The organism is Pseudomonas sp. LBUM1676 (assembly GCF_059695605.1).
On the sequence record NZ_CP166777.1, the window covers coordinates 1,908,631 to 1,931,137 of the forward strand.

The following is a 22,507-nucleotide window of genomic DNA, read 5'->3' on the forward strand; positions in this document are numbered from 1 at the left end:
GATCTTGAGAGGTCAAGATCACAGGATCGCAGCCTGTGGCAGCTCCACAGGGGGATGCGGTAGCGGGTTAGCCGCTTTTATTGACGGCTCGTCGACTTTGACGACGACGCGACCGTGGCGCCACCACAATTGATATAAGAGGAAGACTTCAACCAGCGCTGGTCCGGATAGTAAGAGAACAACAGCTGCCCGTCCTTCATCGAATCGATCAGTTTGTGCGCAATGGCCGGTCGAACCGCCGGGCAACCCAGGCTTCGACCGATCCGCCCATTCGCCCGTGCAAGCACCGGACTGACATAAGGCGCACCGTGGATAACGATCGCCCGGTCAAATGCGTTGTCGTTGAACCCCGGCTCCAGTCCTTCCATGCGCAACGAGTAGCCGTTTTGCCCGACATAGCTTGATTGGGTGCGGTACAGGCCGATACTGGTGGCAAAACTTTCGTTCTGATTGGAGAATTTGACTGCCATGTTTTCGCCGCTGTTACGACCATGGGCCACCAGTTCGTGGAACAGCAACTTGCGCTTTTTCAGATCGAACACCCACAGCCGTTGTTCGGTAGAGGGTAGGGAATAATCGATCACTGCTAGTCTTTGCACCGCAGCCTTGCCTTGGGCGATGCTGCACTGGGAGGCACGCACCGCCAGCCCGATGACTCTGGCGTTGGCGTGAGGCGCCGCTTTGATCAGCGCGGCTTCAAGCGAATCGGCGTACGCTGCCGGTACTGAGATGGAGGTCAGCAGCAGGGCCGTGATTGAAATGCCAAAGCGGTCTAGCGCCATATTCAGGTCTCATCAAGTTGTTTCGAGTCTAGCAGTGTGTGGGATGCTAGCTGTTGAATGCGGGAGATTAAGGATTATCCATGGTGCACTTAACAAGGTTATTCGTCATAAGCCGCGTATTTTTTATGGGATTTCTGATCAGCGGTGCAGCCGTGGCGCAAACGTCGCCGATTGTGCTGGCATCTCCGATCGGCAACATGATCGCGGCGGCACCTGATGACATCGTCGGCCAGGCCATCCAGGCCGAGCTGGCGCCGTTGGCTTCCGCGTTCCCGCCGCTGCTCACGTCGCCGCGTCATCAACGGGTGGATGTGAGTCGGGTGGTGATGGATTTTTATAGCCATCGCAATTATCGCCCGGCGTGGACCCGTGACAGTGACGTCGCGCAACTGTTGAAAAGCCTGAGCGACACCCAGGCCGACGGGCTGGACCCTGCGGATTTCCGCATAACCGAGCTGGCCGGGGCGCAAACTCAAATGCAGTCCATGGTGCCCACCCCGGCGCAACGGGCCGCTTTTGATATTGCCGCCACCCATACCTTCATTGCCGCGCTGCTGCAGTTGCGGCGTGGCAAGGTCGACCCTTCGCGCCTGGACATGCATTGGAACTTTGACCCTGTTGGCGTCGATCCCCGTGCCGACGTGAATAATTTCTTCGCCGCGCTCGACGACCATGATGTCGCGCGGGCGTTTACCCAGGCACCGCCGCAGGAGGCGGTTTACGTCAGCTTGCGCATGGGCCTGGCGCAACTGCGCAACATCCGGGACAGCGGTGGCTGGCCGAAGGTTGCCGAAGGCCAGTCGCTCAAGCCCGGCATGGACGACGCGGCAGTCGCGCAGTTGCGAGCCCGCTTGGTGGCGGGTGGTTATCTGCCACCGCAGCGCACGCGGCGCACGGATTACGACGCAGCGGTCATCGCTGCAGTGAAGAAGTATCAAACCGAGCAATACCTGGGGGCGGACGGCGTGGCGGGAGCGGCGACGCTGGCAGCCTTGAACGTGCCCGTCGAGGCGCGGATAGACCAGGTTCGGGTGAACATGGAGCGCGCACGCTGGTTGCTGTACAAACTGCAGGGCACATTCGTCATCGTTGATATCGCTGGCTACAAGGTGGCGCTGTACCGCGACGGCAAGGCGATATGGCGTTCGCGGGTACAGGTCGGCAAGCCGTTCCGCAGTACGCCGGTGTTCCAGTCCGAAATTACTTACGTCACCTTCAACCCGACCTGGACCGTGCCGCCGACTATCCTGGTGCAGGATATGTTGCCCAAGATCCGCAGCAATCCTGGCTACCTGGCCGCCAACCACATCAAGGTCCTGGATCGGGAAGGCAATGTGCTGGATCCGGCCGGCGTCGACTGGGACAACCCGCGGGGCCTCACCTTGCGTCAGGATGCCGGCGCGGAAAACTCGCTGGGCCAGGTGGTGATCCGGTTCCCCAACGACTATGCGATCTATCTCCACGACACGCCGCATCGGGAGCTGTTTGCCAAAACTTTCCGTGCCACCAGTTCCGGCTGCATACGGGTGGAAAACCCGTTGCAACTGGTTGAGCTACTGTTTAACGATCCGGTTCGCTGGAATGCCGCCGGAATCCAGGCGCAGCTGGCCAAGGGCAAGACCGAAAACATCAAGCTTGCGGTCAAGGTGCCGGTGTTGTTGGCGTATTGGACGGTAGACTTGAGTAACGATGGCCGGGTCATCTTCAAGCCCGATATTTACGGGTACGACTCGGCCGTGCTTCGGGGATTGAACAGGCCTTTGCAATTGCCTGTTCTGGATTGGCAGCGAGCAGGTAGCCCCGCGGTGGTAGCGGGGCAGAGCCAACAGTAGCCAGGAAGGATGCTGGATCTATCATCGTTATAGGAGGGAATCTGAAGATGGATGTTGCGCAAATAAAATCGTCATTCACTGCACCCCGGCTGCATGTGCAAGACTTCGATAAGTGTCGCAATATTCAGAAAGGTCCGGTGTTTATCATTGCCTCGGGGGCGTCGGCGAAAGATTTTCCGCTGCACAAGTATGCCGACGTTCCGATGATTACCATGAACGGCGCTATCTCGATGTTTATCGAGCCTGACATCAAGCCATTCTTCTACGCCTGCACCGACGACGCCTTTTGCCGACAACAGCCTTATCTTTTTGCTCAGGCCATGCGCCTCAGTCAGCGGATCGCCTTATGGGAAGACCTCATCCGGTATGAAGCGCTGGCGCCCGAGGGCGAACTTTTTTTGCTGACGCGGGCTCCCAAGCTCTCCTGGAGCGAACTGCTTTTGCGGCCGGATAAAGAACTCATCCGTCGACGAAAACTGGGGACTGGCCGCAATCGCAGCCTGGGTTTCAGCAAGAACCTCAAGCGAGGCTTCTTTGATGCCCGTACGGTGGCCTATCTGGCATTGCAGATTGCCTATCACGTGGGTTTCACCCAAGTGTTTCTGGTGGGCGTCGACCTGGATCAGTCGGCGGGTCGCTTTTATGAGAAAGCGGGCACCCCTGTTTCACCCTGTAACCTCGACGACCACTTTCATACGAGAATCCTGCCGTCGTTCGAGATAATGTCGAAGCACGTCATGAATGATGATTTTCAGGTTTACAACTTGTCCGATGCGTCGCGGATTCCCGGTGAGCTCGTGCCCCGGTTGACGCTGGACCAGCTCGACAGGATGATTTGAACAAACCGCCATCTCCAAGGAGTGAACCCATCAAGCGCTTTTACTTGACCGCTGTGCTTGCCGTGTTGTCGTTCGCCAGCATCGGCATGAGTACGGCGCGGGAATCAACGACCGCCAAACCCCGGGTCGAGTCGGTGGCGGGGGTGTTCGATTACTACCTGTTGACGCTGTCCTGGTCGCCGACTTTCTGCCTGACCCACGAAGACGACGCGCAGTGTTCGGGCAAGGGCTACGGATTCGTGCTGCACGGCCTGTGGCCGCAATATGCCAAGGGCGGCTGGCCGAAGTCGTGTCTGCCCCGGGTGAGGTTGTCGCCAGACGAGCGCGCGAAAGGCTTGACGCTGTTTGCGTCGCGCAAGCTGCTCGAGCACGAATGGGCCAAACATGGCACCTGCAGCGGCCTCGCAGCCATGGACTATCTGCAGGCTTCCGACAAGGCCGTCGGCGCGGTGAGGATTCCGCAGCAACTGCAGCCCTTAAACACCACGTATTACTTCCAGGCCCGGGATATCGAGCAGATGTTCCGCCAAAGCAATCCCGCGATCCCGGCGGATGGCATCGCGGTGATTTGCAAAGGGCCGGTCTTGTCCGAGGTTCGGATATGCATGGACAAGGATCTGCAATTCGCCGCGTGTGGCAAGGGCGTCAAGACTCAATGCCGGGCGGGTGACATTCGGGTTCCGCCGGCGCGGTGATGGATTGTGGCGCAGGCACCAGGGTGCCCGTTCCTCGCCTTCAGATTCGAACATGACGCTCAAAGACACCCCGCGCCCCGAGTGGCTGAATTTCGATTGCTACGGCACGCTGATTCAGTGGGATGAAGATTGCCGCGTCACCTCGACGTAGACTAAGCTCACAAAATATAAGGGTTTTGGGCCTTCGCCCATGCCTTGCCCTTACAGGACGAGCTTTTGCCAATCCTCAGTCACGACCCGCCCGATATCGCCGGCGGCACTTCGAAACGTTTACCTCTGCGCAAGGCGGCGATGCTGTTTATTGCCGTCGTGTGTGTGTGCCTGTGCGGCCTGCTTTACCTGCAGCTGGAGCAATCGCGCCGGCACGCCCTGACGGTGGCGCAAACGGCGTCATCCAACCTGACGCGGGCCATGGCACAGCAGGCCGAAGATACCTTCATGCAAGCCGATTTGGTGCTGACCAGTCTGGCTGACTGGATTCAGGCTGACGGTTTTGGCGCGGACCAGAAACCACGCTTGCAGAAAACCTTCGCCCGTCGGGTGCAGGCGCTGAGTCAATTGCACGGCATATTTCTGTTCGACCAGAAAGGGCAGTGGGTCGTGACCTCGTTCGAAAAGCTGCCGCGCGGCTCGGGCGTGGCTGATCGGGAATACTTCAAGTTCCACCAGCAGAACGTTTCCGCGGTCGCGCACATCGGGCCGGCGATCCGCAGTCGAGAAAATGGCGAGTGGATCATTCCGCTTTCCAGACGGGTGAACGACAAGAACGGCCAGTTCCAGGGTGTATTGCTGGCCGGGATCAAGATGGCGTACTTCGATCAGTTCTTCAAAAGCTTCAGCATCGATGACAAGGGTTCGATGTTCGTCGCCTTGAACGATGGAACCTTGCTGGCGCGCCGGCCCTATGTGCAAGCGCAGATCGGCACGTCACTGGCCAAGGGCGAAATCTTTCGCGAACTCCTGCCCCAGGCGACTGCGGGCAACGCCATGTTCAGCTCGGTCGTGGATGGTATTGTCCGATTGCATGGTTACCGTCAGCTCGACGCCTATCCGCTGGTGGTGTCCGCAGCATCGTCCAGGGATGCCATTTTTCAGGATTGGTACGCCACTGCGATTCATTCCAGCCTCATTGTTGCGCTGGTGGTGCTGGGTGTTGGCGTGTTCGGCTGGGTGTTCGTTCGGCAGGTGCGTGTCGGCGAGCGGGTCGAGGCCGATTTGCGCAAGGCCAAGGAAGCGCTGAGGCTGATCGCGACCCATGATAGCCTGACCGGCCTGGCCAATCGCCGGCTGTTCGAGCGGGCGCTGGAGATCGAGTTCAGCCGGGGTGCCCGACAGTCGAGCTCGCTGAGCCTGATCATGCTCGATATCGATTACTTCAAGCGCTACAACGACGCTTTCGGGCATGTGGCGGGGGACCATTGTCTGGCCGAAGTGGCGCGGGCGGTGAAGGGGTGCTGTCATCGCAAAGCCGATCTGGCGGTGCGTTACGGCGGTGAGGAGTTTGCAGTCTTGCTGCCCGACACCGACATTCACGGCGCGCTGGTGATTGCCGAGCAGATCCGCCTCAGCGTCGTCGACAAAAATATCAGCCATACGGGCTCGCCCGCCGGTCACGTGACAGTCAGTCTTGGCTGTTATTCGTTTGTTCCGACGGGGCACGACAGCATGGACGTATTCATCGGGCGCGCCGATGCTGCCCTGTATCAGGCCAAGCATTCGGGGCGCAATCGCACGGCGGTACTGTCACTGGCCGGAGGGGCCGAGGCACTGATGCGTTCGGATCGCTGAGGCGTTCCGGCCAGTTTGCAGTACGTTAAAACCAGAGGGCAGGTGAAAAAGCAGCCGGTGCTCAGCGGCTGCTTTTATTCGTTCAGCTGCCCGTCCCGCCACCCGCGCCGCCGGTCCCGCCGCCCGCAGCACCCGTGCCGCCACCCGCTCCAGAGCCCGAACCACAGGCCCCGCCGCTGGTGCCGGTGTCGGAGCCGCCCGAGTCGGTGCGGTTTCCGCTCGAAGGTTCGCCGGGAGTGTTGTCCGGTGGCGTAGTCGGAGCGCTGGTGGCGCCGCCGGATTGGGTCCCGGTCGCATCGGCACCATCGCCCGACCCTGCAAACGTGGCCGCTGACGCTACCGATAACAAGCCGGCCAATAACAACGAAGTGATTTTGCTGTTCATCATGGTGCGTCTCCAAAAGAAGAGTCGTTACCTGATGTTGGTGTGAGGGGGCAGGGGTTGGTGCCGTGTGAGTGACGAGTGGCGGTGCAGCCATTCATCATCAATGAGAGCCTGCCGAAGCAACCACCTGAACGTGCAGGTGTCACACCCTAGGCACCCCGCCATCAGGAGCGTTGGCCCATGAAGAATTTGCGAATCGCGACGTTCAACATCAACGGCATGCGCGCCCGACTGCCGAACCTGCTGGCCTGGCTGGAGCGAGAAAAACCGGACATTGCCTGCTTGCAGGAACTCAAGTCGGTGGATACCGCGTTCCCCGCTGCAGAGCTTGAGGCCGCTGGTTACGGCTCGATCTGGCAAGGTCAGTCGTCATGGAACGGGGTAGCGATTCTGGCGCGGGATGCGCAACCGCTGGAGAGTCGGCGCGGTTTGCCGGGCGATGACAGCGACACCCACAGTCGCTATCTGGAGGCCGCCGTGCACGGCATCCTGGTGGGCTGCCTGTACCTGCCCAACGGCAATCCGCAGCCGGGGCCGAAGTTCGATTACAAACTGGCGTGGTTCGAACGGTTGATCGCCTATGCCAAGGACCTGCAAAGCAGCGAACACCCGGTGGTGCTGGCGGGCGACTACAACGTGGTGCCGACCGACCTCGACATCTACAACCCGCGGTCCTGGCTCAAGGATGCGTTACTGCAACCGGAAAGCCGCGAGTGTTATCAGCGGTTGCTGGATCAGGGCTGGACCGATTCCCTGCGTCATTTGTATCCGGAAGATCGCCTGTACACCTTCTGGGATTATTTCCGGCAGCACTGGCAGAAAAACTCGGGGCTGCGCATCGATCACCTGCTGCTCAACCCGGCATCGAGCCCCTATCTGCAAGAGGCGGGAGTCGATGCCTGGGTGCGCAACGAACCCCATGCCAGCGATCATGCGCCGACCTGGATTCGATTGGGCTCGCGCAAGCGGCGTTGATCTTTACCCGGGTGGCGATTGGCTAAATCAATTGTCGGTCGGACCGGTTTTTCCCTTATACATGGCGACCAATGGCGGAGTGATCCGCAGCCCTTGCATAAGGATCGAGCAATGAGCGAGCCACGCCTGACCCATCTGGCGTCGTACCTGCAACGCCTGGGCTACGACGCCCCTCCGGCACCGACGCTGGAAACCCTGCGCCAGTTGCAACGGCGGCATACCGGGGTTTTTGCATTCGAAAACCTCACCACGTTGTCGGGCGAGCCGGTGCTCATCGATTTACCGTCCGTGGAGCAAAAAGTCCTGCAGGAGGGTCGCGGCGGCTACTGCTATGAACTCAACAGCCTCTACCTGGCGTTGCTCCAGGCGCTGGGCTTCGATGCGCGTGGCATCTCCGGCCGTGTGGTCATGGGGCAACCCGAAGGTGCGTGGACCGCTCGCACGCACCGCCTGAGCCTGGTGACCCTGCACGACGTGCGCTACATCACCGACGTCGGCTTCGGCGGCATGGTGCCCACCGCACCGTTGATACTCGATTGCGCGACCGAACAGCTCACCCCCCACGAACCCTATCGCATCGACCAGCATGACGACGGCTACACCCTGCGCGCCAATGTCGCCGGGGAGTGGAAAGCGATGTACATCTTCGACCTGCAACGCCAGGAAGACATCGACTACGCCGTCGGCAACTGGTACGTCTCGACCCATCCCGAATCGTCATTCAGAAAACAACTGATGGTGGCGCGAACGGGGGAAGGATGGCGGCGTACGCTGAACAACGGCAGCTTTGCGATTCATCGGGTCGGCAGCGAGAGCGAGCGGCGGCAAGTGGCGGATGTAGAGGAACTGGTGGCGTTGCTGGAGCGCGAGTTCGGTATCCGGGTGCCGGAGCATGCAGCGTTGAAGAGCACGCTTGGGCGGTTGATCGAGCCCGGCTGATTCATGGCTGCACGGGTTCCACGTGCAGGTCGAGCTCGCTTCAACCCGGTTCTCTCGAAGGGGGGCGCCTAGGGGCGAACGTCAGGTTCCATCATGCGGTGGATTTCGTGGGCGACTTCGAGCAGTTTCTTTTCCAGATTTTTCAGTTCAGAAGCCGTCAAGCCTTTCTTCAGATGCCCGGTTTCCGCCGCTTTGCCTTTTTCGCCGAGCAAGGCGTGTCGCAACGTGTTGTTGATCACGGTCTGGTAGCCAAACCCCTCGCTCTCGGCGAGCGAGCGAGCAGCCTCTATGACGGCATCATCGAGCATGATGGTGATGCGGGTCTTGCCTTTGCTGGAGGCGATGGCCCCACGTTTGGCATTGCTGAAGTCGTATTCGTCTTTCATCCTCAAGCTTCCATTTTGTTCGCCGCGTTTTTTGCCTAGTGGTGCTGAATTTCGAATGACTTCATTATGCATACTTTATATGTATAGAAAAGAGGGCGGCCATACCGGTGGTCGCCAGGAACTCAAAAGACTAGCGGGGCAGGGCAAAGGGCCTGGGAGGGATGTATTTCAAGGTTTTTTGCTTGTCGCTCGCGGCGAGCCCACAGGAGCGCGCGGAACATATGTCCATAATCTGACCGATCAGTTGTATACAACTCTATAGACATTTGTCCTGACTCTTGCATACAGTGTGCGCACAACAAAAACCAGGGAACCCCCCAAACCATGAAAACGCCCTCTGTTTCACATCAACGGCCCGAGGACGAGAATCTCGGGGTCGGCGCGAATATGGCTTACGGCCTGCAACATGTTCTGACCATGTACGGCGGCATCGTCGCGGTGCCTTTGATCATCGGCCAGGCGGCCGGGCTCTCGCCGGCGGACATCGGTTTGTTGATTGCTGCTTCATTGTTTGCGGGAGGCCTGGCGACGTTACTGCAAACACTGGGCCTGCCGTTTTTCGGTTGTCAGTTGCCGCTGGTGCAGGGCGTGTCGTTCTCTGGCGTCGCGACCATGGTGGCGATCGTCAGCAGTGGTGGGGAGGGTGGCTTCCAGTCGATTCTGGGGGCGGTGATTGCCGCGTCCCTGATCGGTTTGCTGATCACCCCGGTATTCTCGCGAATCACCAAATTCTTCCCGCCACTGGTAACGGGCATCGTCATCACCACCATCGGCCTGACGCTGATGCCGGTGGCCGCGCGCTGGGCGATGGGCGGCAACAGCCACGCGCCGGATTTTGGCAGCATGGCGAACATCGGCCTGGCGGCGGTGACGCTGGTGCTGGTGCTGTTGCTGAGCAAGATCGGCAGCGCGACCATCTCCCGGTTGTCGATTCTGCTGGCCATGGTCATCGGTACGGTGATCGCGGTGTTCCTCGGCATGGCCGACTTCTCGTCGGTGACCCAAGGCCCGATGTTCGGCTTCCCGACCCCGTTCCACTTCGGCATGCCGACTTTCCACTTCGCGGCGATCCTGTCGATGTGCATCGTGGTCATGGTGACTCTGGTCGAGACCTCGGCGGACATCCTGGCGGTCGGTGAAATCATCGACACCAAGGTGGACTCCAAGCGCCTGGGCAACGGCCTGCGGGCCGACATGCTGTCGAGCATGATCGCGCCGATCTTTGGCTCCTTCACCCAAAGCGCCTTTGCCCAGAACGTCGGGCTGGTGGCCGTGACCGGGATCAAGAGCCGCTTTGTGGTGGCCACCGGCGGCTTGTTCCTGGTGATTCTCGGCCTGCTGCCGTTCATGGGCCGGGTGATTGCCGCGGTACCGACCTCGGTACTCGGTGGTGCCGGTATCGTGTTGTTCGGCACCGTGGCCGCCAGCGGTATTCGCACGCTGTCCAAGGTCGACTACCGCAACAACGTCAACCTGATCATCGTTGCCACTTCCATCGGCTTCGGCATGATCCCCATTGCCGCACCGAACTTCTATGACCACTTCCCAAGCTGGTTCGCCACGATCTTCCACTCGGGCATCAGCTCGTCGGCGATCATGGCCATCGTGCTGAACCTGACCTTCAACCACCTCACTGCCGGTAACTCCGACCAGCAATCGGTGTTTGCGGCGGGTACCGAGCGGGTTCTGCGTTACCAGGACCTGGCGGCATTGCGCGAAGGGGATTATTTCAGCGAAGGCAAGCTGCACGACTGCGACGGCAAGGAGATTCCGGTGGTCGAGGCAGAGCATGGGCATGCAGAGCCGCGGGCGGTGCATGCAAAAAGCAGCGAGCATGTGTGAATGAAAGAGGCGTCCTTCGGGACGCCCTCCAGACGGCCGCCAGGCGTGTGGCAATCGCCCCGGTTTGTGAAGCCTGATAATCGGCGAAGGCCGCCTCTTGGCTGCGGCGCAGCCCGCCAAACACATCCAGCTCCCAGCCGGCATTCAAATTCGTCGTTTTGTGACGATATTACAATTTGGTCACGAGTTGTCAACCACCTTTGGGATGAGTAAGCTGCTCGCATGAATCAGCCATCAGTTTCTTCGCCCAGCGCCCGAGGCCCAGTCGATCACGACATTCGAGACCAGATTGTCGCGGCGGCCAACGAGCATTTCAGTCAGTACGGTTATGGCAAAACAACGGTTTCTGACCTAGCCAAGGCCATCGGCTTTTCCAAGGCTTACATCTACAAATTCTTTGAATCCAAGCAGGCGATTGGTGAAGCAATCTGTACAAATTGCCTGACTGAAATCGTTGCGGCAGTGGAGCAGGCCATCAATGTAGACGGCATCTCGGCGACTGAACGTTTTCGGCGCCTGGTCAAAACCTTAATCGCTACAGGTGTGAGCCTGTTCTTTAACGACCGTAAACTCTATGACATCGCAGCGTTCGCCGCGGCGGAGCGCTGGCCCAGCTCACAAGTCTATGACGCTCAGATCAAGAGCTTCGTGTTGCAAATCGTGCGTGAGGGGCGAGAGCTCGGCGAGTTTGAACGCAAGACACCGCTGGACGAGACGGTAGAGGCGATTCATCTCGCTCTGCGGCCCTTCATCAATCCTCTGCTATTGCAGTACAACCTCGATTTTGTTGAAGAAGCCCCTTCTCTCATCTCCAATCTTGTTCTGCGCAGCCTGATGCCTTAAACCTCTGCTGACGGATGCGCTGCGCATCCGTATCAGCGTGTGCGCCTGAAAAAACCAGATATCAAGCCTCTCTGCTTTGCTCTGATCAAGTGGGCGATGTTCATTCGCGCTGGTAGTGACTATTGACATAATTGGTCACTTGAATAAGCATGGCGCATCCGCTACCGAGAGGTCTTTATGATCCAGCGCCATCGCATGTCACTCATTTTCATTGTCTTGTTGCCGTTTGCCCTAGCGGCCTGTAACCAGGCCACGCCTGCCGATCCTCGCCTTCAAGTGCCCTTGGTGCGCATCGGCGTGGTTCAACCCTCCGCGCCTGCGGCACGGGTATTCACTGGTATCGTCGCGGCTCGAGTTCAGAGCGATCTCGGTTTTCGGGTGCCAGGGAAAGTCTTGGAGCGCTTGGTGGACTCTGGGCAGAGTGTCAAACGTGGGCAGCCACTCATGCGCATCGATGCCAACGACCTGACGCTGACCGCGAGGGCGCAGCAGGAAGCGGTGCTGGCCGCTACGGCCCGAGCCCGGCAGGCCTCCGATGACGAGCTTCGCTACCGTGATCTGGTGTCCGTCGGAGCGGTATCTGCTTCAGCTTACTCAGGGTTCAAAGCGGCTGCCGACTCGGCGAAGGCCCAACTCAACGCTGCCAAAGCCCAGGCTGATGTGGCGAAAAATGCGACCGGTTACTCGACGTTATTGGCTGATGCTGATGGGGTTGTAGTGGATACCTTGGCGGAGCCGGGGCAGGTGGTTGGCGCAGGACAGATGGTGGTACGCGTTGCCCATTCAGGGCAGCGCGAGGCAGTGATCCAGTTACCCGAGAGGCTACGTCCGGCGCTGGGCTCGGCGGCGACGGTTGAACTCTACGGGCAGAACCAGCGTGCAGGCAGTGCCCGTTTACGTCAGCTGTCCGACTCTGCGGACCGACAGACCCGAACGTTTGAAGCGCGTTATGTGCTGGAGGGGGCGCTCTCCAACGCCACCCTGGGTTCGACGATCTCAGTGGTTATCGCTGACACGGATGTTGCTGATGCCAAGGAATTACAGGTGCCCATGGGGGCCCTCTACGACTCGGGTAAAGGCCCGGGTGTCTGGGTGGTTGAGGGAGAACCGGAGCATGTGGTATGGCGCCCGATCAAGGTTCTCAGCCTGAATAACGAGGCCAGCGTGCGCGTGACGGGTGATCTCCAGGTGGGTGATCGCGTCGTCGCATTGGGTGCGCACTTATTGAATGAGGGAGAGAAGGTCAGGACTGAACCTGCCGGTGCCACGCAAAAAACGGTGGTTGAGGTGAGTCGATGAGCGGCTTCAATCTTTCGGCGCTGGCAGTACGCGAGCGCTCAATCACCCTGTTTTTGATCCTGCTGATTTCTGTGGGTGGGTTGTACGCCTTCTTCAAACTGGGGCGTGCGGAAGACCCCGCATTCACCATTAAACAAATGACGGTGGTCACCGCCTGGCCTGGGGCGACGGCCCAGGAGATCCAGGACCAGGTGGTAGAAAAGCTGGAAAAACGCATGCAGGAACTGCGTTGGTATGACCGGACCGAGACCTTTACCCGGCCCGGCTTGGCATTCACCACGGTTTATCTGCTCGATAGCACGCCGCCCTCAGCCGTCCAGGAGGAGTTTTACCAGGCGCGCAAGAAAATCCTGGATGAGCAGAAGGGGTTGCCGTCTGGGGTGATCGGCCCGATGGTCAATGATGAGTATTCCGATGTCACCTTCGCGCTCTATGCGCTCAAGGCCAAGGGCGAGCCGCAACGTCTGTTGGTGCGCGAAGCCGAGAGCTTGCGCCAGCGTCTGCTGCATGTGGCGGGTGTGAAGAAGGTCAACATCATCGGTGAACAGGCTGAGAGCATTTTTGTCGAGCTGTCCTACGAGCGTCTGGCGACGCTGGGCATTTCCGCACGAGACATCTTCAGTGCGTTGAACACGCAGAACATGATAACGCCGGCCGGCTCAGTTGAAGCGAAGGGCCCACAGGTTTTCATCCGCCTGGATGGCGCGTTTGATGACCTGCAGAAGATTCGTAATACCCCACTGACGGTGCAGGGCAGAACCCTCAAGTTGTCCGATGTGGCTGAGGTCAAGCGCGGTTATGAGGACCCTGCGACGTTCCTGATACGCAACAATGGCGAGCCCGCATTGTTGCTCGGCGTGGTCATGCGCGATGGCTGGAACGGTCTGGATCTGGGGAAGTCGCTGGAGGCCGAGGCGACAGCGATCAACGAGCAGATGCCTTTGGGCATGAGCCTGACCAAGGTCACGGATCAGGCGGTGAATATTGGCGCATCCGTCAATGAGTTCATGGTGAAGTTTTTTGCTGCCCTGGGCGTGGTGCTGCTGGTGTGTTTTCTCAGCATGGGCTGGCGTGTCGGCGTTGTGGTTGCCGCGGCGGTACCGCTGACCCTGGCCGCCGTGTTCATTGTCATGGCGGCCACGGGCAAGGACTTCGATCGAATTACCCTGGGGTCGTTGATTCTGGCGCTGGGGCTGCTGGTGGACGATGCAATCATTGCCATTGAAATGATGGTGGTGAAGATGGAGGAGGGCTACGACCGAATCAAGGCCTCCGCTTATGCCTGGAGCCACACGGCCGCGCCGATGTTGTCGGGTACGTTGGTGACGGCGATCGGCTTTATGCCCAACGGTTTTGCCAAGTCGACCGCCGGTGAGTACACCGCAAATATGTTCTGGATCGTTGGCATTGCGCTGATCACTTCCTGGGTAGTGGCCGTGGTGTTTACCCCTTACCTGGGCGTCAAACTGCTGCCGCAGATCAAGGTGCCTGAAGGCGGGCATACGGCGATTTACGGTACACCGAACTACCAGCGTTTCAGGCGCCTGCTGGGCGGTGTGATCCGCCGCAAAGGCCTGGTGGCTGCATCTGTCGTGGGCTTGTTTGTTGTTGCGGTTCTGGGCATGGGCGTGGTCAAGAAGCAGTTCTTTCCAACGTCCGACCGGCCTGAGGTGCTGGTTGAGGTGCAGATGCCTTACGGCACGTCTATCGAACAGACTGATGTGGCAGCGGCCAAAGTAGAAGCGTGGTTGGCTCAGCAGCCGGAGGCCAAGATTGTCACCGCTTACATTGGCCAGGGCGCGCCGCGCTTCTATTTGGCGATGGCACCTGAGCTACCCGATCCATCCTTCGCAAAAATCGTCGTCCTGACGGCGAATCAGCAAGAGCGTGAGGCGCTCAAGATCCGGCTCAGGCAAGCGGCGGCCGATGGCTTGGCGCCTGAAGCCCGGGTGCGGGTGACGCAGTTGGTATTTGGTCCTTATTCACCGTATCCGGTGGCCTTTCGGGTAATGGGCGCCGACCCCGCGGTGTTGCGGGATATCGCCGCGCAGGTGCGTGAGGTCATGACCGCCAGCCCCATGATGAGGACCGTCAACACCGACTTGGGCGAGCGCACACCGGCACTTCATCTCACGCTGGATCAGGATCGCCTGCAAGCATTCGGCTTGACCTCGACCGATGTCGCGCAACAGCTGCAATTCCTGCTCACGGGGGTGCCTGTCACCGAGGTGCGCGAGGACATTCGTTCGGTTCAGGTGGTCGCTCGCTCGGCGGGAGAGACGCGTCTGGATCCGTCGAAAATTGCCGCCTTCACGCTGACCGGCGCCCAAGGGCAGCGCGTGTCGCTGTCCCAGGTAGGGGCGGTGGATGTGCGCATGGAGGAGCCCATTCTGCGACGTCGTGATCGTACGCCGACGATAACCGTGCGCGGTGACGTGGCTGAAGGTCTTCAGCCTCCCGATGTCTCCAACGCCTTGATAACAAAGTTGCAGCCCATCATCGAAAAACTGCCGGCGGGCTACCGCATTGAGTTTGCCGGCTCGATCGAGGAGTCGGGTAAAGCGAACAAGGCATTGCTGCCGTTGTTCCCGATCATGATCGCGCTGATGTTGCTGACCATCATTATTCAGGTGCGCTCAATGTCGGCAATGATGATGGTGTTCGCCACCGCGCCGTTGGGTCTGATTGGCGTGGTGCCAATTCTGCTGCTGTTCCAGCAACCGTTCGGGATCAACGCCTTGGTGGGGCTGATTGCCTTGTCAGGGATTCTGATGCGCAACACGCTGATTCTCATTGGCCAGATTCACGCCAATGAGCAAGCCGGCCTGTCGCCTTACAACGCCGTGGTCGAAGCCACTGTGCAGCGCGCGAGGCCCGTAATTCTCACGGCGTTGGCGGCGATGTTGGCGTTCATTCCGCTGACCCATTCGGTGTTCTGGGGAACGCTGGCCTACACCCTGATTGGCGGTACGTTTGCCGGCACCGTGCTGACCCTGGTGTTCCTGCCAGCGATGTACGCCCTCTGGTTCAAGATCAAGCCTGAGCCCGAGCCCGAGCCCGCGCATGGGCTTGCAGCGAACACTCATGTTGCTTGATACCTGCGTGCCTGGATCGTCTCAAAAAGGAAATTCCATATGAGCTCGTTGGCCACGCGCCTTCGAGCAGGGCGACCGCTCGGTGGACGACTCTCGGGGCTTTGATCGAGCCTTCGAGGTCATAGGCAGGGTTTGCGGTGATAAGCCGGAGGCGTTTTGCCTCGCATGATGCTCTGCAGGTAGTTTTGTACCCTTAAAGCGACGTCTATCGTTCCGCGCTTCTTGATCGCTTCCAAGGGTCGCATAAGGTCATGGGTGTCGAGGTCGACAATGGCGCGGGTGCCGATCAGCGGGAAGAGGTGGGTTTTGACGGAACGCCAAAACGAAAAAACCCGCCATAAGGCGGGTTCTTCGGGGTTTCAGAGATTTTGGTAGCCTTCTCTGGAACCTTGTCTGGCTCCACGACCTGGACTCGAACCAGGGACCCAGTGATTAACAGTCACTTGCTCTACCAACTGAGCTATCGCGGAATGCCGTGTATGTTACTGATTCAAAAAGAGAAGTCAAGCATCTGTTGGTAACTGGACGGTTTCAATGAGACGGACGGCGGTTTATCGGTCATTGGCGGTTACCAGAATGGCCCCGGAGGTCTACCATGGCCGCCCGGAAGTGGTTACACGCGCTGCCGGCCATTCGCCGAAAAGGTACGCGCCATGAATCACCCAATCCCCACGCCTCGCCACCACGAGGTGCTTGCATGAGCATCGCTCAGATCAGTCTGCCCAAAGGGGTAGGTCCCCACGCCGAGAAGCTGTTCGACGCGATCACCCAGGCCAGCACCGCTGACGAATTGAACCGCGCCGGTGGCAAGGCCGAAGGCTTTGTCCTCGGCCTGGAAAGCACCAAGGCGATCAAAAGCCAAGTCGCCGAATCGCTGTATGTGGCCTATGACGATGCTGCCAGCCAGCGTGCTACCGAACTGGCTTAACCGCCGAAGGTGATGGTGCCGAGCATCAGTTTGGCGTACAGCATCGTCGCGGCCAGTTGCACCAGCCACAAGGCCAGGCCGCCGAGGAAGACGCCAGCCGCCACTTGCATCACCAGGTTGTTCCCGCGTTTGGCCGGGGTGCGCGGGACGAAGGCATCCAGGTCATCCAGGTCATCGCGCTCGGCGCGTAGGTCATCGTTTTTCATGTGGGTTCTCATCAGAATTCTCGGGTGTACACAAAAACCTGTGGGAGCGAGCCGGCTCGCTCCCACAGTGGGCATGGTGTGCAGTCTAGAGGGCTTGGTTGGCAGGTTGAAAATTATCTGGGCCAAATAAAAACGGGAAGCCCGATGGCTTCCCGTTTTTCGTCTCACCGAACGACTCAGATCACCGCAACGATGGCCTTGGTCACCACATCAATGTTGTTCTGGTTCAACGCCGCGACGCAGATGCGGCCGGTGTCCAGGGCGTAGATGCCGAACTCGTTGCGCAGACGGGTCACTTGTTCGACCGTCAGACCGGAGTAGGAGAACATGCCGCGCTGACGGCCGACGAAGCTGAAATCGCGCTGCGGCGCGTTTTTCGCCAGCAGATCGACCATCTGGATGCGCATGCCGCGAATCCGCAGGCGCATCTCGGCCAGTTCTTCTTCCCATTGGGCGCGCAGTTGCGGGCTGTTCAGCACGGCGGCGACGATGCTGGCACCGTGGGTCGGCGGGTTGGAGTAGTTGGTGCGGATCACGCGTTTGACTTGCGACAGCACGCGCGCGCTTTCTTCTTTCGACTCGCTGACGATCGACAGGGCGCCCACGCGCTCGCCGTACAACGAGAAGGATTTGGAGAACGAGCTGGAGACGAAGAAGGTCAGGCCCGATTCCGCGAACAGGCGCACGGCCGCCGCGTCTTCGTCGATGCCATCGCCAAAGCCCTGGTAGGCCATGTCGAGGAACGGTACGTGACCTTTGGCTTTCACCACTTCCAGCACGTTGTTCCAGTCTGCCGGGCTCAGGTCGACGCCGGTCGGGTTGTGGCAGCAGGCGTGCAGCACCACGATCGAACCGGACGGCAAAGCGTTCAGGTCTTCCAGCAGGCCGGTGCGGTTAACGTCGTGGGTCGCGGCGTCGTAGTAGCGGTAGTTCTGCACCGGGAAACCGGCGGTCTCGAACAGCGCGCGGTGGTTTTCCCAGCTCGGGTCGCTGATCGCCACGACGGCGTTCGGCAGCAGTTGCTTGAGGAAGTCGGCACCGATTTTCAGAGCGCCAGTGCCGCCAACGGCCTGGGTGGTGATAACGCGGCCGGCAGCGATCAGCGGCGAGTCATTGCCGAACAGCAGTTTCTGCACGGCCTGGTCGTAGGCAGCGATGCCGTCGATTGGCAAGTAGCCACGGGAAGCGTGTTGAGCGACGCGAATCGTCTCGGCTTCGACAACGGCGCGCAGGAGTGGAATTCGCCCCTCCTCGTTGCAGTAAACACCGACCCCCAGGTTGACCTTGCTGGTACGGGTATCGGCGTTGAATGCTTCGTTGAGGCCCAGGATTGGATCGCGTGGTGCCATTTCGACAGCGGAGAACAGGCTCATTTTTGCGGCGGCTCTGAATGGAGAGTGGAGGGACGTGTCGCGCTCCAGCCGAATGCACTAGAGCGGTGCACAAACGGGGAGCTAGTATAGAGGCCATCACAGAGCAATGGCGACAGACGAATCGGCTTTTCCCGTAAGTTTTTTGGAATATTTTTCGACCGTTAGTCGAATGGCTGCATCAAAGACTTGAAGGGATGTAGGACGTTTGCCTTGAAAGCGCGGGCAATCGGCTCCACATTGAGCACAATCCAGTTTTTTTCCTCGGGCGACGTGAGTCGTTTGCGGCCTTTTTCGTTGCTCCCGGTTTGACCGGGCTGGCGCGATTCCAGAGGTATACATGTCTGAATTCCAGCTAGTCACCCGCTTCGAACCCGCCGGCGATCAACCGGAAGCCATCCGCCTGATGGTCGAGGGCATCGAAGCCGGGCTGGCGCACCAGACGTTGCTGGGTGTGACCGGCTCGGGCAAGACCTTCAGCATTGCCAACGTGATCGCCCAGGTGCAGCGCCCAACCCTGGTGCTGGCGCCGAACAAGACCCTGGCCGCGCAGTTGTACGGTGAGTTCAAGGCGTTCTTCCCGAACAACGCGGTGGAATACTTCGTTTCCTACTACGACTACTACCAGCCCGAAGCCTACGTGCCATCCTCGGACACCTTCATCGAGAAGGATGCCTCGATCAACGACCACATCGAACAGATGCGCCTGTCCGCGACCAAGGCGCTGCTCGAGCGCAAGGACGCGATCATCGTCACCACGGTGTCGTGCATCTACGGTCTGGGCAGTCCCGAAACCTATTTGAAAATGGTGCTGCACGTGGATCGCGGCGACAAGCTCGATCAGCGTGCGCTGCTGCGCCGTCTCGCCGACCTGCAATACACCCGCAATGATATGGAGTTCGCCCGTGCGACCTTCCGGGTGCGCGGCGATGTGATTGATATCCACCCGGCAGAATCCGATTTCGAAGCGATCCGTATCGAGCTGTTCGATGACGAAGTCGAGAGCCTGTCAGCCTTCGATCCGCTGACTGGCGAGGTGATCCGCAAGTTGCCGCGGTTCACCTTCTACCCGAAAAGCCACTACGTGACGCCGCGGGAAACCCTGCTCGGCGCCGTCGACGGAATCAAGGTCGAGCTGCAAGAGCGCCTGGACTACCTGCGTTCCAATAACAAGCTGGTGGAAGCCCAGCGTCTGGAGCAACGCACCCGTTTCGACCTGGAAATGATCCTCGAGCTGGGCTACTGCAACGGCATCGAAAACTACTCGCGCTATCTGTCGGGCCGTGAATCCGGCCAGGCGCCGCCCACGTTGTTCGACTACCTGCCGGCCGATGCCTTGCTGGTGATCGACGAATCCCACGTCAGCGTGCCGCAGGTCGGCGCGATGTATAAAGGCGACCGCTCGCGCAAGGAAACCCTGGTGGAATACGGTTTCCGCCTGCCGTCAGCGCTGGATAACCGGCCGATGCGTTTCGACGAATTCGAAAACATCAGCCCGCAGACGATTTTCGTCTCGGCGACGCCGGGCAATTACGAGGCCGAACATGCTGGTCGCGTGGTCGAGCAACTGGTCCGTCCGACGGGCCTGGTGGACCCGCAAATCGAAATCCGTCCGGCGCTGACCCAGGTCGACGATCTGCTCTCGGAAATCTCCAAGCGCGTGGCGCTGGAAGAGCGGGTGCTGGTGACCACGCTGACCAAGCGCATGTCCGAAGACTTGACCGATTACCTGGCCGACCATGGCGTGCGCGTGCGTTACCTGCACTCTGACATCGACACTGTGGAGCGGGTCGAGATCATCCGCGATCTGCGCCTCGGGACCTTTGATGTGCTGGTGGGGATCAACCTGCTGCGTGAAGGCCTGGACATGCCGGAAGTCTCGCTGGTGGCGATTCTCGATGCGGACAAGGAGGGCTTCCTGCGCTCCGAACGCTCGCTGATCCAGACCATCGGCCGTGCGGCGCGTAACCTCAATGGCCGGGCGATCCTGTACGCCGACCGCATCACCGGCTCCATGGAGCGGGCGATCGGCGAAACCGAGCGCCGTCGCGACAAGCAGATCGCTTTCAACCTGGCCAACGGCATCACGCCCAAGGGGGTGTTCAAGGACGTGGCCGACATCATGGAAGGCGCCACCGTGCCCGGCTCGCGCAGCAAGAAGCGCAAGGGCATGGCCAAGGCCGCCGAGGAAAGTGCCAGGTACGAAGCCGAACTGCGCTCGCCGGGCGAAATCGCAAAACGCATTAAAGCCCTGGAAGAGAAGATGTACCAGCTCGCCCGCGACCTGGAATTCGAAGCGGCGGCGCAGATGCGCGATGAGATCAGTAAGTTGCGGGAGCGGTTGATCACGGTTTGAGATTTGCAGTGAATGGGCGGGCCTCATCGCGAGCAGGCTCGCTCCCACAGGGTTCAGCGTGATCGCTGTTTGAGATGGGTGTTGAAAATGAGGGCCTCTTCGCGAGCAAGCTCGCTCCCACAGGGATTGAAGGTGTTCACACCATCTGTGCCCACCCACAAACCCTGTGGGAGCGAGCTTGCTCGCGATGAGGCCCGTCGGAGCGCCACATATCATCAAGTTAGTGCGCTTCCCCAGCCATCAGCCCTGCCTGCAGGCTCCGGTTAGACAACACCACCCCAAAGCTGCCCCCCAACGCAATATTGGCTTTAATGCCCCGCCGACTGGAGCATGGCAGGCTGTGCCTGTTACCATTCGCCCCCTGTTTTATCTTCGCTTTTCATTCTTTTCGAGACATGCCATGACCACCGTCCGCACTCGCATCGCGCCATCGCCTACCGGGGATCCCCACGTAGGTACCGCTTACATCGCTTTGTTCAACTACTGCTTTGCCAAGCAGCATGGCGGTGAGTTCATCCTGCGGATCGAGGACACCGATCAACTGCGTTCGACCCGCGAGTCCGAACAGCAGATTTTCGATGCCCTGCGCTGGTTGGGCATCGACTGGAGCGAAGGCCCGGACGTTGGCGGCCCGCACGGTCCTTACCGGCAGAGCGAGCGCGGCGAGATCTATCAGAAGTATTGCCAGCAGCTGGTGGAAATGGGCCACGCCTTCCCGTGCTTCTGCACCGCCGAAGAGCTGGACCAGATGCGTGCCGAGCAACAGGCCCGGGGCGAAACCCCGCGCTACGATGGCCGTGCGCTGCTGCTGTCTGCGGATGAAGTGGCGCGCCGCCTGGCCGCCGGCGAGCCGCACGTGATCCGCATGAAGGTGCCGAGCGAAGGCGTCTGTGTGGTGCCGGACATGCTGCGTGGCGACGTCGAGATCCCGTGGGACCGCATGGACATGCAAGTGCTGATGAAGACCGACGGCCTGCCGACGTACTTCCTCGCCAACGTGGTCGACGACCACCTGATGGGCATCACCCACGTCTTGCGCGGCGAAGAATGGCTGCCATCGGCGCCGAAACTGATTCTTTTGTACGAGTACTTCGGCTGGGAACAGCCGGAGCTGTGCTACATGCCGCTGCTGCGTAACCCGGACAAGAGCAAGCTGTCCAAGCGCAAGAACCCGACTTCGGTGACATTCTACGAGCGCATGGGCTTCATGCCGGAAGCGATGCTCAACTACCTCGGGCGCATGGGCTGGTCGATGCCGGACGAGCGCGAGAAGTTCTCGCTGCAGGAAATGGTCGACCACTTCGACCTGAGCCGCGTCTCGCTCGGCGGGCCGATTTTCGACATCGAGAAACTGTCGTGGCTCAACGGCCAGTGGCTGCGTGACCTGCCGGTGGAAGAGTTCGCTTCGCGCCTGCAGACATGGGCGCTGAACCCCGAGTACATGATGAAGATCGCACCGCACGTGCAAGGCCGGGTTGAAACCTTCAGCCAGGTTGCTCCGCTGGCCGGCTTCTTCTTCGCCGGTGGAGTCAATCCGGATGCCAGGCTGTTCGAATCGAAGAAGCTCTCGGGCGATCAGGTTCGCCAGTTGATGCAGTTGATCCTGTGGAAGCTCGAAAGCCTGCGCCAGTGGGAGAAGGACAGCATCACCGCGACGATTCAGGCGGTGGTCGAGTCCCTGGAGCTGAAACTGCGTGATGCCATGCCGCTGATGTTCGCCGCGATCACCGGCCAGGCCAGTTCGGTATCGGTGCTCGATGCGATGGAAATCCTCGGTCCGGACCTGACCCGTTTCCGCCTGCGCCAGGCCATCGACCTGCTGGGCGGCGTGTCGAAGAAAGAAAACAAGGAGTGGGAAAAACTTCTGGGCAATATCGCCTGAGGCGTTTGATCCTGGTTTTCGGCGATCACCCCCCCGGTTTTCCGGGGGGAGGGCGGTAAGTGATT

At 59.8% G+C, this 22,507-nt stretch carries 18 protein-coding genes, 1 tRNA gene and 3 pseudogenes; 14 read left to right on the forward strand and 8 right to left on the reverse strand.

Annotation, left to right across the window (positions count from 1 at the left end; genetic code table 11):
* Positions 1-77 precede the first annotated feature (77 nt).
* The gene (locus tag ACA041_RS08890) at positions 78-782 is read right to left on the reverse strand and encodes a murein L,D-transpeptidase catalytic domain family protein (protein WP_497440772.1); all 705 of its coding nucleotides are present in this window, start codon (positions 780-782) and stop codon (positions 78-80) included.
* An 80-nt stretch (positions 783-862) separates the two neighbouring features.
* Here ACA041_RS08890 and ACA041_RS08895 point away from each other — a divergent pair, with 80 nt between their 5' ends.
* The 5 genes and pseudogenes from ACA041_RS08895 to ACA041_RS08915 all read left to right on the forward strand — a co-directional run bounded on the left by ACA041_RS08895 (position 863) and on the right by ACA041_RS08915 (position 5,936).
* Positions 863-2,614, forward strand: a complete 1,752-nt coding sequence (locus tag ACA041_RS08895) for a L,D-transpeptidase family protein (protein ID WP_497440773.1) — start codon at positions 863-865, stop codon at positions 2,612-2,614.
* A 47-nt stretch (positions 2,615-2,661) separates the two neighbouring features.
* Positions 2,662-3,453, forward strand: a complete 792-nt coding sequence (locus tag ACA041_RS08900) for a WaaZ-like lipopolysaccharide core biosynthesis protein (RefSeq protein ID WP_497440774.1) — start codon at positions 2,662-2,664, stop codon at positions 3,451-3,453.
* Between the two features lie 86 nt (positions 3,454-3,539).
* The gene (locus tag ACA041_RS08905) at positions 3,540-4,148 is read left to right on the forward strand and encodes a ribonuclease T2 (protein ID WP_497442035.1); all 609 of its coding nucleotides are present in this window, start codon (positions 3,540-3,542) and stop codon (positions 4,146-4,148) included.
* A gap of 52 nt (positions 4,149-4,200) precedes the next feature.
* Positions 4,201-4,275: pseudogene (locus tag ACA041_RS08910) on the forward strand (haloacid dehalogenase type II); the annotation flags it as partial.
* 89 nt (positions 4,276-4,364) lie between these two features.
* The gene (locus ACA041_RS08915) at positions 4,365-5,936 is read left to right on the forward strand and encodes a sensor domain-containing diguanylate cyclase (protein ID WP_497440775.1); all 1,572 of its coding nucleotides are present in this window, start codon (positions 4,365-4,367) and stop codon (positions 5,934-5,936) included.
* Between the two features lie 82 nt (positions 5,937-6,018).
* Here the strand turns inward: ACA041_RS08915 and ACA041_RS08920 are convergent, their stop codons facing one another.
* Positions 6,019-6,324: a hypothetical protein gene (locus ACA041_RS08920; protein WP_497440776.1), complete on the reverse strand. Its 306-nt coding sequence runs from the start codon at positions 6,322-6,324 to the stop codon at positions 6,019-6,021.
* A 177-nt stretch (positions 6,325-6,501) separates the two neighbouring features.
* On the opposite strand from ACA041_RS08920, the gene ACA041_RS08925 reads away from it, so the two are divergent.
* Both ACA041_RS08925 and ACA041_RS08930 read left to right on the forward strand, forming a co-directional pair.
* Positions 6,502-7,296, forward strand: a complete 795-nt coding sequence (locus tag ACA041_RS08925) for an exodeoxyribonuclease III (protein WP_497440777.1) — start codon at positions 6,502-6,504, stop codon at positions 7,294-7,296.
* 111 nt (positions 7,297-7,407) lie between these two features.
* Positions 7,408-8,235: an arylamine N-acetyltransferase family protein gene (locus tag ACA041_RS08930; RefSeq protein ID WP_497440778.1), complete on the forward strand. Its 828-nt coding sequence runs from the start codon at positions 7,408-7,410 to the stop codon at positions 8,233-8,235.
* Positions 8,236-8,303: 68 nt separating this feature from the next.
* Here the strand turns inward: ACA041_RS08930 and ACA041_RS08935 are convergent, their stop codons facing one another.
* The gene (locus ACA041_RS08935; protein ID WP_497440779.1) at positions 8,304-8,621 is read right to left on the reverse strand and encodes a BrnA antitoxin family protein; all 318 of its coding nucleotides are present in this window, start codon (positions 8,619-8,621) and stop codon (positions 8,304-8,306) included.
* Positions 8,622-8,945: 324 nt separating this feature from the next.
* On the opposite strand from ACA041_RS08935, the gene ACA041_RS08940 reads away from it, so the two are divergent.
* A complete protein-coding gene (locus ACA041_RS08940) occupies positions 8,946-10,463 on the forward strand; it encodes a nucleobase:cation symporter-2 family protein (RefSeq protein WP_497440780.1) in 1,518 nt (505 codons plus the stop codon).
* A gap of 37 nt (positions 10,464-10,500) precedes the next feature.
* On the opposite strand, the pseudogene ACA041_RS08945 reads toward ACA041_RS08940, so the two are convergent.
* Positions 10,501-10,614: pseudogene (locus ACA041_RS08945) on the reverse strand (TolC family protein); the annotation flags it as partial.
* A 71-nt stretch (positions 10,615-10,685) separates the two neighbouring features.
* Here ACA041_RS08945 and ACA041_RS08950 point away from each other — a divergent pair.
* The 3 genes from ACA041_RS08950 to ACA041_RS08960 all read left to right on the forward strand — a co-directional run bounded on the left by ACA041_RS08950 (position 10,686) and on the right by ACA041_RS08960 (position 15,700).
* Entirely contained in the window at positions 10,686-11,306 is a 621-nt protein-coding gene (locus ACA041_RS08950; protein ID WP_497440781.1) for a TetR/AcrR family transcriptional regulator, read from the forward strand.
* A 177-nt stretch (positions 11,307-11,483) separates the two neighbouring features.
* Positions 11,484-12,605: an efflux RND transporter periplasmic adaptor subunit gene (locus tag ACA041_RS08955; RefSeq protein ID WP_497440782.1), complete on the forward strand. Its 1,122-nt coding sequence runs from the start codon at positions 11,484-11,486 to the stop codon at positions 12,603-12,605.
* Positions 12,602-15,700: an efflux RND transporter permease subunit gene (locus ACA041_RS08960; RefSeq protein ID WP_497440783.1), complete on the forward strand. Its 3,099-nt coding sequence runs from the start codon at positions 12,602-12,604 to the stop codon at positions 15,698-15,700. Before ACA041_RS08955 ends, ACA041_RS08960 begins: the two co-directional genes overlap by 4 nt.
* A gap of 79 nt (positions 15,701-15,779) precedes the next feature.
* Here ACA041_RS08960 and ACA041_RS08965 read toward each other — a convergent pair.
* Both ACA041_RS08965 and ACA041_RS08970 read right to left on the reverse strand, forming a co-directional pair.
* Positions 15,780-16,011: pseudogene (locus ACA041_RS08965) on the reverse strand (phage integrase central domain-containing protein); the annotation flags it as partial.
* Positions 16,012-16,094: 83 nt separating this feature from the next.
* Positions 16,095-16,170 (reverse strand) — tRNA-Asn (locus ACA041_RS08970).
* 227 nt (positions 16,171-16,397) lie between these two features.
* Between ACA041_RS08970 and ACA041_RS08975 the strand changes: the two genes are divergently transcribed.
* Positions 16,398-16,628, forward strand: coding sequence for a hypothetical protein (locus tag ACA041_RS08975; protein ID WP_008007186.1), 231 nt, complete (start codon positions 16,398-16,400; stop codon positions 16,626-16,628).
* Here ACA041_RS08975 and ACA041_RS08980 read toward each other — a convergent pair.
* Positions 16,625-16,834, reverse strand: a complete 210-nt coding sequence (locus tag ACA041_RS08980) for a hypothetical protein (protein WP_150765162.1) — start codon at positions 16,832-16,834, stop codon at positions 16,625-16,627. The two genes, ACA041_RS08975 and ACA041_RS08980, sit on opposite strands and share 4 nt — an antisense overlap.
* 176 nt (positions 16,835-17,010) lie before the next feature.
* Positions 17,011-18,207: an amino acid aminotransferase gene (locus ACA041_RS08985; RefSeq protein ID WP_497440784.1), complete on the reverse strand. Its 1,197-nt coding sequence runs from the start codon at positions 18,205-18,207 to the stop codon at positions 17,011-17,013.
* 337 nt (positions 18,208-18,544) lie between these two features.
* Here ACA041_RS08985 and uvrB point away from each other — a divergent pair, with 337 nt between their 5' ends.
* Both uvrB and gltX read left to right on the forward strand, forming a co-directional pair.
* Positions 18,545-20,560, forward strand: coding sequence for an excinuclease ABC subunit UvrB (gene uvrB, locus ACA041_RS08990; RefSeq protein WP_497440785.1), 2,016 nt, complete (start codon positions 18,545-18,547; stop codon positions 20,558-20,560).
* Positions 20,561-20,960: 400 nt separating this feature from the next.
* Positions 20,961-22,442: a glutamate--tRNA ligase gene (gene gltX / locus ACA041_RS08995; protein WP_497440786.1), complete on the forward strand. Its 1,482-nt coding sequence runs from the start codon at positions 20,961-20,963 to the stop codon at positions 22,440-22,442.
* Positions 22,443-22,507: the final 65 nt, after the last annotated feature.

Excerpts from the sequence above, each read along its gene's own strand:
- uvrB (WP_497440785.1), top strand. The coding sequence starts at position 18,545 with ATGTCTGAATTCCAGCTAGTCACCCGCTTCGAACCCGCCGGCGATCAA.
- ACA041_RS08900 (WP_497440774.1), top strand. The coding sequence starts at position 2,662 with ATGGATGTTGCGCAAATAAAATCGTCATTCACTGCACCCCGGCTGCAT.
- ACA041_RS08905 (WP_497442035.1), top strand. The coding sequence starts at position 3,540 with ATGAGTACGGCGCGGGAATCAACGACCGCCAAACCCCGGGTCGAGTCG.
- ACA041_RS08930 (WP_497440778.1), top strand. The coding sequence starts at position 7,408 with ATGAGCGAGCCACGCCTGACCCATCTGGCGTCGTACCTGCAACGCCTG.
- ACA041_RS08895 (WP_497440773.1), top strand. The coding sequence starts at position 863 with ATGGTGCACTTAACAAGGTTATTCGTCATAAGCCGCGTATTTTTTATG.
- ACA041_RS08925 (WP_497440777.1), top strand. The coding sequence starts at position 6,502 with ATGAAGAATTTGCGAATCGCGACGTTCAACATCAACGGCATGCGCGCC.
- ACA041_RS08890 (WP_497440772.1), bottom strand. The coding sequence starts at position 782 with ATGGCGCTAGACCGCTTTGGCATTTCAATCACGGCCCTGCTGCTGACC.
- ACA041_RS08980 (WP_150765162.1), bottom strand. The coding sequence starts at position 16,834 with ATGAAAAACGATGACCTACGCGCCGAGCGCGATGACCTGGATGACCTG.
- ACA041_RS08920 (WP_497440776.1), bottom strand. The coding sequence starts at position 6,324 with ATGATGAACAGCAAAATCACTTCGTTGTTATTGGCCGGCTTGTTATCG.
- ACA041_RS08960 (WP_497440783.1), top strand. The coding sequence starts at position 12,602 with ATGAGCGGCTTCAATCTTTCGGCGCTGGCAGTACGCGAGCGCTCAATC.
- ACA041_RS08955 (WP_497440782.1), top strand. The coding sequence starts at position 11,484 with ATGATCCAGCGCCATCGCATGTCACTCATTTTCATTGTCTTGTTGCCG.
- ACA041_RS08975 (WP_008007186.1), top strand. The coding sequence starts at position 16,398 with ATGAGCATCGCTCAGATCAGTCTGCCCAAAGGGGTAGGTCCCCACGCC.
- gltX (WP_497440786.1), top strand. The coding sequence starts at position 20,961 with ATGACCACCGTCCGCACTCGCATCGCGCCATCGCCTACCGGGGATCCC.
- ACA041_RS08935 (WP_497440779.1), bottom strand. The coding sequence starts at position 8,621 with ATGAAAGACGAATACGACTTCAGCAATGCCAAACGTGGGGCCATCGCC.
- ACA041_RS08940 (WP_497440780.1), top strand. The coding sequence starts at position 8,946 with ATGAAAACGCCCTCTGTTTCACATCAACGGCCCGAGGACGAGAATCTC.
- ACA041_RS08950 (WP_497440781.1), top strand. The coding sequence starts at position 10,686 with ATGAATCAGCCATCAGTTTCTTCGCCCAGCGCCCGAGGCCCAGTCGAT.
- ACA041_RS08985 (WP_497440784.1), bottom strand. The coding sequence starts at position 18,207 with ATGAGCCTGTTCTCCGCTGTCGAAATGGCACCACGCGATCCAATCCTG.